Here is an 11,944-nt window from a genome sequence, read left to right on the forward strand (position 1 = left end):
CCCCAATTGCTTGGGAAACCAAGGGAGTTAAGCGCTCCCATGCCAGTACGTGACTTGTCGGCCCGCACGAGCCTGCCAAGGGGGCGAGGTTGCGAAGAGGTCTCAACTCACCTGCACGAGGGATGCGCGCCACGGCGTGCACCACCGGCGCGTAGATATATGTGCAGCGCGCCCCCGGATTCGTACGCCTTCGTGCGGCGTTGCCCCTGATGCCGGTGGGACATGGGAGGCCGGCGTTCACCGCTCCGTCGTGGGTGTACGCAGCGGCGCCGAATCCTCATAAGGTGAGGAGTATTGGATGTCGGCGGCGGTCATGTGCCGCCGGTCTTCGCGAGGAGGACTGCGGTGAGCGAGACGAGCCCCAAGCTGCGCGGCGAGCTGGAGGGAATTCCCACCTACAAGCCGGGCAAGCCCGCCGCGGCAGGCGGGCCGGTGGCCTACAAGCTGTCCTCCAACGAGAACCCGTATCCGCCGCTGCCGGGCGTGATGGAGACCGTGATGGCGGCGGCCGGCAACTTCAACCGCTACCCGGACATGGCTTGTACGGCGCTGATGAACGAGCTGTCCGAGCGGTTCGGCGTGCCCCTCTCCCACCTGGCCACCGGCACCGGGTCGGTCGGTGTCGCCCAGCAGCTGATCCAGGCCACCTCCGGCCCTGGTGACGAGGTGATCTACGCCTGGCGGTCCTTCGAGGCGTACCCGATCATCACGCAGATCAGCGGCGCGACGTCGGTCCAGGTGCCGCTGACCGCCGGTGACGTGCACGATCTCGACGCGATGGCCGACGCGATCACCGAGCGGACCCGGCTGATCTTCGTCTGCAACCCCAACAACCCGACCGGCACGGTCGTGCGGCGGGCGGAGCTGGAGCGCTTCCTCGACCGGGTGCCCGGCGATGTGCTGGTGGTGCTCGACGAGGCCTACCGGGAGTTCATCCGCGACTCCGAGGTGCCGGACGGTGTCGAGCTCTACCGCGACCGGCCCAATGTCTGCGTCCTGCGGACCTTCTCCAAGGCGTACGGCCTGGCCGGACTGCGCGTCGGGTTCGCCATCGCCCACGAGCCGGTGGCGGCGGCGCTGCGCAAGACGGCGGTGCCGTTCGGGGTGAGCCAGCTCGCGCAGGAGGCGGCGATCGCCTCGATGCGTGCCGAGGACGAACTGTTCGGCCGGGTCGGCTCGCTGGTGTGTGAGCGCACGCGCGTGGTCGACGGGCTGCGGTCCCAGGGCTGGACGGTGCCCGAGACCCAGGCCAACTTCGTGTGGCTGCGGCTGGGGGAGCGCACGGTCGCGTTCGCGCAGGCATGTGAACAGGCGGGCGTGGTGATCCGGCCGTTCCCGGGTGAGGGTGTGCGGGTCACGGTCGGGGAGACCGAGGCGAACGACATCTTCCTGAAGGTGGCGGAAGGGTTTCGCAAGGACCTGTAGTGCTCCGGGGCATCTGCAGTGCTCCGGGGCACCTGTAATGCTCTGGGAGCCAGGCCCTGGGCAGGCTGGTTGCCAGGCCCTGGGTCAGGCGTCTACGAGTTCCACGCGCACCGGGTCGCCGCCCCGCACGGTCGCGAGCAGACCGGGGTCGCCGTCGATGCGGCCCAGGACATTGCACGGGCTGGCGAGGCGGCACTCCTCGCCCTGTGAGATCGGCGTGGGCCCGTAGGGGAGCGCGAGGGCGTCGCCGTCGGTCCAGAAGGCGACCGTGCCCGGCTCTACGACCTGTCGGGCGCCTGTTTCACGTGAAACGGACACTCCAGTGTCGAAGTACACCTCCTCGCCCCAGGTGCGCGCGGTCGAGACGAGGGGCAGTGCCTGGGTGAGGGCCTGGGTGGTCTGGGTGTCGTCAAGGGTCGCGGTGAGGTGCCCAGCGGGCCAGGAGATCCGTATCTGTAGCGGTGTCTGCATGCCGTCGATTCAACAATATGTTGAAGTTCACGCCAAGGGGTCGATTGCGACAGGGGCCCCCTTTGGGGCTCGAAAGTCCGTGCTGCATAATGGCTTGTGAATGTGAACGCTTTCACAAGCGTATGTAAGGAGCGGCGACGTGGACCTGGCTTTGGCGCCGGAGACCCTGGCGCGATGGCAGTTCGGCATCACCACCGTCTACCACTTTCTGTTCGTCCCCCTGACGATCTCGCTGGCCGCCCTCACGGCCGGACTGCAGACCGCCTGGGTGCGGACGGAGAAGGAGAAGTACCTCCGGGCGACGAAGTTCTGGGGCAAGCTCTTCCTGATCAACATCGCGATGGGCGTGGTCACCGGCATCGTGCAGGAGTTCCAGTTCGGCATGAACTGGTCCGACTACTCACGCTTCGTCGGTGACGTCTTCGGTGCGCCACTCGCCTTCGAGGCGCTGATCGCCTTCTTCTTCGAGTCCACCTTCATCGGCCTGTGGATCTTCGGCTGGGACAAGCTGCCCAAGAAGATCCACCTGGCCTGCATATGGATGGTCTCGATCGGCACGATCCTGTCGGCTTACTTCATCCTCGCGGCCAACTCCTGGATGCAGCACCCGGTCGGCTACCGGATCAACGAGGCGAAGGGGCGCGCCGAGCTCACCGACTTCTGGCTGGTGCTGACCCAGAACACCGCGCTCGCCCAGGTCTTCCACACGCTCACCGCGGCCTTCCTGACCGGCGGCGCCTTCATGGTCGGCATCGCCGCCTTCCATCTGGTCCGCAAGAAGCACGTCCCCGTGATGAAGACCTCGCTGCGGCTGGGCCTGGTCACCGTCGTCATCGGTGGCATGCTCACCGCGATCAGCGGCGATGTCCTCGGCAAGATCATGTACGAGCAGCAGCCGATGAAGATGGCCGCGGCCGAGGCACTCTGGGACGGCGAGAAGCCCGCGCCCTTCTCGATCTTCGCCGTCGGTGACGTCGACAAGGGGCACAACAAGGTCGCCATCGAGATCCCCGGCCTGCTGTCCTTCCTCGCCAAGGACGACTTCACCTCGTACGTTCCCGGCATCAACGACGTCAACAAGGCCGAGCAGGAGAAGTACGGCCCCGGCGACTACCGGCCCAACATCCCCGTCGCCTACTGGGGCTTCCGGTGGATGATCGGCTTCGGTATGACGTCCTTCGCCATCGGCCTGGCCGGACTGTGGCTGACCCGGAAGAAGTTCCTGCTGCCGCAGCATCTGAGGGTGGGCGAGGACGAGGTACCGCATCTCGTGCTCCTGCCGAACAAGGCGCTCGGCCCGACCCTCACCAAGTGGTACTGGCGCATGGCGATCCTCACCCTGGGCTTCCCGCTGATCGCCAGCTCCTGGGGCTGGATCTTCACCGAGATGGGCCGCCAGCCGTGGGTCGTCTACGGCCTGTTCCAGACGCGTGACGCGGTCTCCCCCGGTGTCTCCCAGGCCGAGGTCATCACCTCGATGGTCGTCTTCACCACGCTGTACGCGATCCTCGCCGTCATCGAGGTCAAGCTGCTGGTCAAGTACGTCAAGGCGGGCCCGCCCGAGCTCACCGAGGCCGACCTCAACCCGCCCACGAAGATCGGCGGCGATTCCAGTGACGCCGACAAGCCGATGGCCTTCTCGTACTAGGCCGAGGGAGCTGCACAGTCATGGAACTGCACGACGTCTGGTTCGTCCTGATCGCCGTCCTGTGGACCGGCTACTTCTTCCTGGAGGGCTTTGACTTCGGGGTCGGTGTGCTCACGAAGCTGCTCGCCCGCAACCGGCCCGAGAAGCGGGTGCTGATCAACACCATCGGACCCGTCTGGGACGGCAACGAGGTCTGGCTGCTCTCGGCGGGCGGTGCCACCTTCGCCGCCTTCCCCGAGTGGTACGCCACGCTCTTCTCCGGCTTCTATCTGCCCCTGCTGCTCATCCTGGTCTGTCTGATCGTCCGGGGTGTGGCCTTCGAGTACCGAGTCAAGCGGCCCGAGGAGAACTGGCAGCGCAACTGGGAGACGGCGATCTTCTGGACCTCGCTGCTCCCCGCGTTCCTGTGGGGTGTGGCCTTCGGGAACATCGTGCGGGGCGTGAAGATCGACCGGGACTTCAACTACGCCGGCGGCGTCCTGGACCTGCTCAACCCCTACGCGCTGCTGGGCGGTCTGGTCACGCTGGCGCTGTTCACCTTCCACGGGACGGTGTTCGTCGGGCTCAAGACGGTCGGGGAGATCCGGGAGCGGGCACGGAAGCTGGCGCTGCGCGTGGGGCTGGTGACCGCCCTGCTGGCCCTCGCCTTCCTGCTGTGGACACAGGCCGACCGCGGGGACGGGACGTCGCTTGTCGCAGTGGTCGTGGCCGTCGCTTCCCTTCTCGTGGCGCTGGTCGCGGCACGGGCCGGGCGTGAGGGCTGGGCCTTCGCCCTGTCGGGGCTCACCATCGTGGCCACGGTGGCGATGCTCTTCCTGACGCTGTTCCCGAACGTCATGCCGTCGACGCTGAACCCGGACTGGAGCCTGACGGTCACCAACGCCTCGTCCAGCCCGTACACGCTGAAGATCATGACCTGGTGTGCCGGGATCGCCACCCCTGTCGTCCTGCTCTACCAGGGCTGGACGTACTGGGTGTTCCGCAAGCGGATCGGTACGCAGCACATCGCCGAGACCGCGCACTGAGGTGTGTTTCACGTGAAACCAATCGATCCGCGTCTGCTTCGGTACGCCCGTGCCACCCGGGTCTTCCTGGGGGCGGTCGTCGCCCTGGGTGCGGTCGGGGCGGGGTTGGTCATCGCGCAGGCGATGCTCATCGCCGAGGTGGTGGTCGGCGCTTTTCAGCACCGCATGCAGGTGACGGAACTCGCCACTCCCCTGTTGCTGTTGGCCGCCGTCGCGGTCGGCCGGGCGCTGGTCGGCTGGCTCACGGAGCTCGCCGCCCACCGGGCGAGCGCGGCGGTGAAGTCCGAGCTGCGGGGGCGTCTTCTGGAGCGTTCCGCGCAGTTGGGGCCCGGGTGGCTGAGTGGACAGCGGACCGGTTCGCTCGTCGCCCTGGCCACCCGGGGTGTCGACGCCCTCGACGACTACTTCTCGCGGTATCTGCCGCAGCTGGGTCTCGCGGTCGTCGTGCCGGTGGCGGTGCTGGCGCGGATCGTCACCGAGGACTGGGTCTCCGCCGCCATCATCGTGGGCACCCTGCCGCTCATCCCGGTCTTCATGGTTCTGATCGGCTGGGCCACCCAGGCCCGGATGGACCGTCAGTGGCGGCTGCTGTCCCGGCTGTCCGGGCACTTCCTGGACGTCGTCGCCGGGCTGCCGACGCTGAAGGTCTTCGGCCGTGCCAAGGCGCAGGCGGATTCGATCCGGCGGATCACCGGCGAGTACCGGCGGGCGACCATGCGGACGCTGCGGATCGCCTTCATCTCCTCCTTCGCGCTAGAGCTGCTCGCGACGATCTCGGTGGCACTGGTCGCCGTGACGATCGGCATGCGGCTGGTGCACGGCGAGATGGACCTGTACATCGGCCTGGTCATCCTGATCCTGGCGCCGGAGGCCTATCTGCCGTTGCGGCAGGTCGGGGCGCAGTACCACGCGGCGGCGGAGGGTCTCGCCGCGGCCGAGGAGATCTTCGAGGTCCTGGAGACGCCCGTGCCGGCAGCCGGGGCCGAACCCGTGCCCGCGGGTGCGCTGGCGTTCGAGGGTGTGACGGTCCGGTATCCGGGGCGCTCGGCGGACGCCGTGGCGGATGTGTCCCTCACAGTCGAGCCCGGGGAGACGGTCGCGCTCGTCGGGCCGAGCGGTGCCGGAAAGTCGACGCTGCTCAGTGTGCTGCTGGGCTTTGTGCGGCCGGCCGAGGGGCGGGTGCGGGCCGGGGGAGTCGACCTCGCCGATGCCGACCTGGACCAGTGGCGCTCCCGGATCGCGTGGGTGCCGCAGCGGCCGCATCTGTACGCCGCGACGATCGCCGAGAACGTACGGCTGGCACGGCCCGACGCCGATGACGACGCCGTTCGGCGGGCGCTGGGGGACGCCGGGGCGCTTGAGTTCGTGGACGCCCTGCCGGAGGGCGTGGAGACCGTGCTCGGCGAGGACGGGGCCGGGCTGTCGGCCGGGCAGCGGCAGCGGCTCGCGCTGGCCCGGGCGTTCCTCGCCGACCGGCCGGTGCTGCTGCTCGACGAGCCGACGGCCGCGCTGGACGGGGCCACCGAGGCCGAGGTCGTGGCCGCGGTACGGCGGCTGGCAGCAGGGCGGACCGTGCTGCTGGTGGTGCACCGGCCGGCTCTGCTGGGGGTGGCGGACCGGGTGGTGCGCCTGGCCGAGCCCGAGACGGCCGCTGCGCCCGTCGCGCCTGCCTCGGCGTCCACGCCGGGTTCGGTCGAGGGCGCGTTGTCCGCCCCGGTCGATCAGAGCGAGCCCAGCGGGGAATCCGCTTCGGGCGATGTCCTCACCCGCGTGCGCGCCATGTCCGGTGCCCGGGGCGGACGGCTGGGGCTCGCGCTGCTGCTCGGCAGTCTCGCGCTCGGGAGCGCCGTAGGGCTCATGGCCACCTCCGGGTGGCTGATCTCGCGGGCCTCGCAGCAGCCGCCCGTGCTCTATCTGATGATGGCCGTGACGGCGACGCGGGCCTTCGGGATCGGGCGGGCCGTGTTCCGGTACGCCGAGCGGCTGGTCTCGCACGACGCCGTGCTGCGGATGCTGGCGGACACCAGGGTCGCGGTGTTCCGCAGGCTCGAGCGGCTGGCGCCCGCCGGGCTGCGCCGGGCCCGCCGGGGCGATCTGCTCTCCCGGCTCGTCGCGGACGTGGACGCGCTGCAGGACTACTGGCTGCGGTGGCTGCTGCCGGCCGGGGCGGCCGTCGTCGTGTCGGCCGCGTCCGTCGGTTTCACGGCGTGGCTGCTGCCGGAGGCCGGGGCCGTGCTCGCGGCCGGGCTGCTGGCGGCGGGTGTGGGTGTGCCGCTGATCACCGGTGCCGTGGCGCGGCGGGCCGAGCACCGGCTGGCCCCCGCCCGCGGCGTACTGGCGACACGGGTGGCCGATCTGCTCACCGGCACCGCGGAGCTGACCGTCGCCGGTGCCCTGTCCGCGCGGACCGCCCGGGCACGCGAGGCGGACGGGGCGCTCACCCGGATCGCCTCGCGCGCCGCCACGGCTACGGCCCTCGGCGACGGGCTCACCGCGCTGATCTCCGGTCTGACCGTCACGGCCGCTGCCCTGGTCGGCGCTCAGGCTGTCGCGGCCGGGCGGCTGGACGGCGTGACCATGGCCGTCGTCGTCCTCACCCCGCTGGCCGCGTTCGAGGCCGTGCTCGGGCTGCCGCTCGCCGTGCAGTACCGGCAGCGGGTGCGCCGGAGCGCCGAGCGGGTGTACGAGGTGCTGGACGCCCCGGAACCCGTGGGGGAGCCCGAGCGTCCCCGGCAGGCACCCGCGTCGCCGTTCCCGGTGGCCGTCAAGGGGCTGACCGCGCGGTACGAGGGGCAGGACCGGGACGCGCTGGCCGGGCTCGACCTGACCCTCGATGAGGGCCACCGGGTCGCCGTGGTCGGTCCGTCCGGATCCGGCAAGACGACGCTGGCGCAACTGCTGCTGAGGTTCCTGGACGCGACGGAGGGTGCGTACACGCTGGCGGGCGTGGACGCTTACGCCCTGCACAGTGACGACGTACGGAGGCTCGTCGGGCTGTGCGCGCAGGACGCGCACCTCTTCGACAGCTCGCTGCGCGAGAACCTGCTGCTCGCCAAGAAGGACGCCACCGAGGACGAGCTGCGTGCCGCGCTCGGGCGGGCCCGGCTGCTGGACTGGGCGGACGGTCTGCCCGACGGGCTCGACACGCTTGTCGGCGAGCACGGGGCGCGGCTGTCCGGTGGGCAGCGGCAGCGACTGGCGCTGGCCCGCGCGCTGCTCGCCGACTTCCCCGTTCTGGTGCTCGACGAGCCCGCCGAGCACCTCGACCTGCCGACGGCGGACGCGCTCACCGCCGATCTGCTGGCCGCCACCGAGGGCCGTACGACCCTGCTCATCACGCACCGGCTGGCGGGCCTGGAGACGGTCGACGAGGTGCTCGTGCTGGATCGGGGACGGGTGGTGCAGCGCGGGTCGTACGCGGAGCTGGTGGCGGTGGACGGGCCGTTGCGGGAGATGGCGGAGCGGGAGGCGGCGTCGGAGGAGCCGGCGGGAGCGCGGTAGCGGCCTGAAGCACCCGCACCGGGTCGGGAGTCCGCGCGCACTGATCCATTCGGAGCAGCCGGTCCCCCAGCCGTACGACGTGAACAGGACCGGGCCCGCAGGGCTGGGCGAGGATCGCTGACATGCGCTCATATCGTCGCTATCGCCTGCTCGTTCCGGCCTTGCTGTGCGCGCTGGCGGCACTCGCGGCCCGGCCGACGGTGGCGGACAAGGAGCCCGGGAACGGTGCGGACACGGGCATCAGTGCCGAGGTGGCGCGGCTGTACGAGGGCGCGGCGGTGGCGACGCAGCAGTACGAGGCCGGTCGCAAGGAGGCTGACGAGCAGCGGGCCAAGGCACAGCGGGCGGAGGCGCTCCTGGACACTCAGCGGCGGCACATCGCGGGCCTGAATGAGGACCTGGGCCGCATCGCCCGTGCCCAGTACCGGGGCAGCGGTGGTCTGCCGGTGGCCGCGCAGATGATTCTCGCCGACAGTCCCGACGACCTGATGCGAGGTCAGCACGCCTTCTCGCAGACGAATCTCGCCGTGAACAACGCGATCTCCAAGAGCCGCAGGGCCGAGGCACGGCTCACCGCGGACGAGGCCCAGGCCGCGGCCGAGTGGGAGGCGCTGGAGAAGCGGAACGTCCAACTGGCCGACCTGAAGGCAGGCATCGAGCAGAAGCTCGAGGAGGCCCGCTCGCAACTCCAGGGGCAGGCGGACGCCTCGGTCGCCGCCGGGTCGTGCCGTGGGGCCGTCCGGCTCGACCAGCCGGAGTCGGGGTTCACGAGTGCGTGGGTCGCGCCCGTGGAGACGTACGAGCTGTCCGCGTCCTACGGCAGCGGTGGGGCGCGGTGGTCGAGCCGGCACACCGGGCAGGACTTCGCGGTGCCGATCGGCACGCCGGTGCGGTCCGTGGGGACCGGCCGGGTGGTGAGGGTGTCCTGCGGCGGCCCCTTCGGCATCGAGATCGTGCTGAAGCACGCGGGCGGCTACTACACGCAGTACGCCCATCTCGCGTCCGTCGGGGTCGACCAGGGGGAGCACGTCAGCCCCGGCCAGTGGATCGGGCAGTCGGGCACCACGGGCAACTCCACCGGACCGCATCTGCACTTCGAGACCCGGGTCACACCGGAGATGGGCTCGGCGGTGAACCCGGTCTCGTGGCTGGAGGCGCGCGGGGTGTCGCTCTGACGGAGCGGCTGGACCGCTTCGAAAGGCTCGACCGCCCTGGAAAGAGCGGGCGGCACCTACACCCGCTCGGCCACCAATTGCTCGATCACGACCGCGACCCCGTCCTCGTTGTTCGCGACGGTGCGTCCAGAGGCCGCGGCGATCACGTCCGGGTGGGCGTTGCCCATGGCGTACGACCGGCCGGCCCAGGTCAGCATCTCGACGTCGTTCGGCATGTCGCCGAAGGCGACGACCTCCTCGTGCGAGATGCCGCGCTCGGCGCAGCAGAGGGCGAGCGTGCTGGCCTTCGACACCCCGGGACCGCTGATCTCGAGCAGTGCGCTGGGGCTGGAGCGGGTCACACTGGCGCGGTCGCCGATCGCGAGCCGGGCCAGGGTCAGGAAGGCGTCGGGGTCGATCTCAGGGTGGTAGGCCAGGATCTTCAGCACCGGCTCCGCCGCCGCCCGGTGGTCGGGACCCAGCAGTTCCTCCGCCGGGGCGAGGCTGTCGGGGATCTCCATGTGCAGCTTCGGGTACGCCGGCTCCTGGTAGAAGCCGTAGGTCTGTTCCACGGCGTACACCGTGCCCGGCGCCGCGTCACGCAGCAGCCGTACGGCGTCCAGGGCGTTCTCCCGCTCCAGCTCCCGTACCTTCACGAACTTGTGGGTGCCGGGGCCGCCGTGCAGGTCGACCACGGCGGCGCCGTTGCCGCAGATCGCCAGTCCGTGGCCGTGCACGTGGTCGCTGACGACGTCCATCCAGCGGGCCGGGCGGCCGGTGACGAAGAAGACCTCGATGCCCGCCTCCTCGGCGGCGGCCAGCGCGGCCACCGTGCGGGGGGACACCGACTTGTCGTCACGCAACAGGGTGCCGTCGAGGTCGGTGGCGATCAGCCGCGGCGGGAGGGTCTCGGCCGCGGTATCGGGCTGTCGGGTCGCTGAGGTCACCGGGTCATTGTCCCGCAGATGCCCGCACGGGCGTGCGGGGCTCCGCACAGGTGAGTGGAAGCCGCTCTCACCTGGGCTTTTCCGAGGAAGCAGCCCTCTGAGGCCTCAGCGCAGCTGCGCCGGCGCCTCCATGGCGATCTGCTCGAAGACCTTCTCGTCCGCCGCGAACGGCGAGTCCGGGATGGGCCAGTGGATCACCAGCTCGGTGAATCCCAGTTCCGCGTGCCGGCCGGCGAAGTCGACGAAGGCGTCCAGTGACTGGAGCGGGCCGGTACGGTCCGGCGTGAACCCGCTGAGCAGGACCCGGTCGAGGCCGGTCATGTCCCGGCCGACCTCGGCGCAGGTGTCGGCCAGCTTCTCGGCCTGTCCGCGCAAGGCCTGAATCGACTGTTCAGGGGTGCCGTTCTCGTACAGGTTGGGGTCGCCGGTGGTCACCCACGCCTGGCCGTACCGGGCGGCGAGCCGCATCCCGCGCGGGCCGGTCGCGGCCACCGCGAACGGCAGCCTGGGGCGCTGCACACAGCCGGGGATGTTCCGCGCCTCGTGAGCCGAGTAGAAGTCACCCTCGTACGACACCGCGTCCTCGCTGAGCAGCCGGTCGAGCAGCGGCACGAACTCGGCGAACCGGTCGGCGCGCTCGCGCGGGGTCCACGGATCCTGGCCGAGTGCGGTGGCGTCGAAACCGGAGCCGCCCGCGCCGATGCCCAGCGTGACCCGCCCGCCGGAGATGTCGTCCAGGGAGATCAGCTCCTTGGCGAGGGTCACCGGGTGCCGGAAGTTCGGCGAGGTCACCAGCGTGCCGAGCCGAAGCCGGTCGGTGACGGCCGCGGCGGCGGTGAGGGTCGGCACGGCACCGAACCACGGGCCGTCCCGGAAGCTGCGCCAGGACAGATGGTCGTAGGTGTACGCGGTGTGGAAGCCGAGCTGCTCGGCGCGCGTCCAGGCCGTACGGCCGCCTTCGCTCCAGCGGCGGTACGGGAGGATCACGGTGCTCAGTTGCAGACTCATGGCGACGAGCCTAAAGGAGCCCTGCGGGGCGCCGGTGTTTCACGTGAAACAGTCACCGTGAGCGGCTGGTCCTGCACAACAGGTCAGTGGGGTGCGGGGAAGCGGAGATACCGCGGCGGTACGGCCTCGGTCAGCCACACGCCGTTCGCGCTCACGCGGAAGACATGGCCGTCGCGGTGCATGGCGGCCGTGTCCACCGTCAGTACGATCGGCCGGCCACGGCGGGCGCCGACGCGGGTCGCCGTCTCGCGGTCGGGTGAGAGATGTACGTCGTGCCGGTTCATCGGCCTGAGCCCCTCGACCCGGATCGCGTCCAGGTGGCGGGCGACGGTGCCGTGGTAGAGGTGCGCGGGCGGGGTCGCCGACGGCAGCGCGAGGTCGACCTCGACGCTGTGGCCCTGGCTGGCGCGGATCCGGGTGCCCTCGATGGCGAAACGGCGCTTGTCGTTGGTGATGACGACATGGTCCAGTTCATCGCGGGTGAGCCGGAAACCGTGCGCGGCGGCCGCGGCGATCAGCGTGTCGATCTCCACCCAGCCGCCCTCGTCGAGCGCCAGCCCGATCTGCTCCGGCTGGTGGCGCAGATGCTTCGAGAGATACTTCGACACCTTGACGGTGCGTCTTTCGTCCATCCCACCAGAGTGCGGGAGAGACGGGAATCACGCGATCGAGTATTGCTTCCGAGGTTTGATCCACAGCCAAGTATGGTTATCCACAGGGGAATTGGCGGTTCTGTGGACAACAGGCCCTCAAAACAGGGGTCTT

General features: G+C 70.2%; 9 protein-coding genes. 5 read left to right on the top strand and 4 right to left on the bottom strand.

The annotated features are described in order from the left end of the window. The first annotated feature begins 345 nt into the window (after positions 1–345). Positions 346–1,425, top strand: coding sequence for a histidinol-phosphate transaminase (gene hisC, locus ACIBK5_RS23995; protein ID WP_399022241.1), 1,080 nt, complete (start codon positions 346–348; stop codon positions 1,423–1,425). Positions 1,426–1,509: 84 nt separating this feature from the next. On the opposite strand, the gene ACIBK5_RS24000 is transcribed toward hisC, so the two are convergent. Beyond that, positions 1,510–1,896 (bottom strand): cyclophilin-like fold protein, encoded by a 387-nt coding sequence (locus tag ACIBK5_RS24000; RefSeq protein ID WP_399022243.1) that lies wholly within the window; start codon positions 1,894–1,896, stop codon positions 1,510–1,512. 139 nt (positions 1,897–2,035) lie between these two features. Between ACIBK5_RS24000 and ACIBK5_RS24005 the strand changes: the two genes are divergently transcribed. The 4 genes from ACIBK5_RS24005 to ACIBK5_RS24020 all read left to right on the top strand — a co-directional run bounded on the left by ACIBK5_RS24005 (position 2,036) and on the right by ACIBK5_RS24020 (position 9,245). Further along, on the top strand, positions 2,036–3,544 hold the full coding sequence (locus ACIBK5_RS24005) for a cytochrome ubiquinol oxidase subunit I (RefSeq protein WP_399022245.1): 1,509 nt from the start codon (positions 2,036–2,038) through the stop codon (positions 3,542–3,544). 20 nt (positions 3,545–3,564) lie between these two features. Next, positions 3,565–4,569, top strand: coding sequence for a cytochrome d ubiquinol oxidase subunit II (cydB, locus tag ACIBK5_RS24010; RefSeq protein WP_399022247.1), 1,005 nt, complete (start codon positions 3,565–3,567; stop codon positions 4,567–4,569). A gap of 12 nt (positions 4,570–4,581) precedes the next feature. After that, positions 4,582–8,070 carry a thiol reductant ABC exporter subunit CydD gene (gene cydD / locus ACIBK5_RS24015; protein WP_399022249.1) on the top strand — a complete coding sequence of 1,163 codons (3,489 nt, stop codon included), beginning with the start codon at positions 4,582–4,584 and terminating at the stop codon, positions 8,068–8,070. Positions 8,071–8,192: 122 nt separating this feature from the next. Further along, positions 8,193–9,245, top strand: a complete 1,053-nt coding sequence (locus ACIBK5_RS24020; protein WP_399022251.1) for a M23 family metallopeptidase — start codon at positions 8,193–8,195, stop codon at positions 9,243–9,245. 56 nt (positions 9,246–9,301) lie between these two features. Here ACIBK5_RS24020 and ACIBK5_RS24025 read toward each other — a convergent pair whose 3' ends face one another. From ACIBK5_RS24025 to ACIBK5_RS24035, 3 genes are all read right to left on the bottom strand, one after another. Further along, complete coding sequence (locus ACIBK5_RS24025; RefSeq protein WP_399022253.1) at positions 9,302–10,171, bottom strand: Cof-type HAD-IIB family hydrolase; 870 nt, start codon at positions 10,169–10,171, stop codon at positions 9,302–9,304. Between the two features lie 105 nt (positions 10,172–10,276). Then, entirely contained in the window at positions 10,277–11,179 is a 903-nt protein-coding gene (locus ACIBK5_RS24030; protein WP_399022255.1) for an LLM class flavin-dependent oxidoreductase, read from the bottom strand. Positions 11,180–11,262: 83 nt separating this feature from the next. Continuing rightward, positions 11,263–11,811, bottom strand: a complete 549-nt coding sequence (locus ACIBK5_RS24035) for an RNA 2'-phosphotransferase (protein WP_399022257.1) — start codon at positions 11,809–11,811, stop codon at positions 11,263–11,265. Between the last annotated feature and the right edge of the window lie 133 nt (positions 11,812–11,944).

The sequence above is a fragment of the Streptomyces sp. NPDC050546 genome, assembly GCF_044457425.1.
Classification (GTDB): Bacteria; Actinomycetota; Actinomycetes; order Streptomycetales; family Streptomycetaceae; genus Streptomyces.

Coding starts and splice junctions, on each gene's coding strand:
- ACIBK5_RS24030 (WP_399022255.1), bottom strand. CDS start 11,179: ATGAGTCTGCAACTGAGCACCGTGATCCTCCCGTACCGCCGCTGGAGC.
- ACIBK5_RS24000 (WP_399022243.1), bottom strand. CDS start 1,896: ATGCAGACACCGCTACAGATACGGATCTCCTGGCCCGCTGGGCACCTC.
- ACIBK5_RS24035 (WP_399022257.1), bottom strand. CDS start 11,811: ATGGACGAAAGACGCACCGTCAAGGTGTCGAAGTATCTCTCGAAGCAT.
- ACIBK5_RS24020 (WP_399022251.1), top strand. CDS start 8,193: ATGCGCTCATATCGTCGCTATCGCCTGCTCGTTCCGGCCTTGCTGTGC.
- cydB (WP_399022247.1), top strand. CDS start 3,565: ATGGAACTGCACGACGTCTGGTTCGTCCTGATCGCCGTCCTGTGGACC.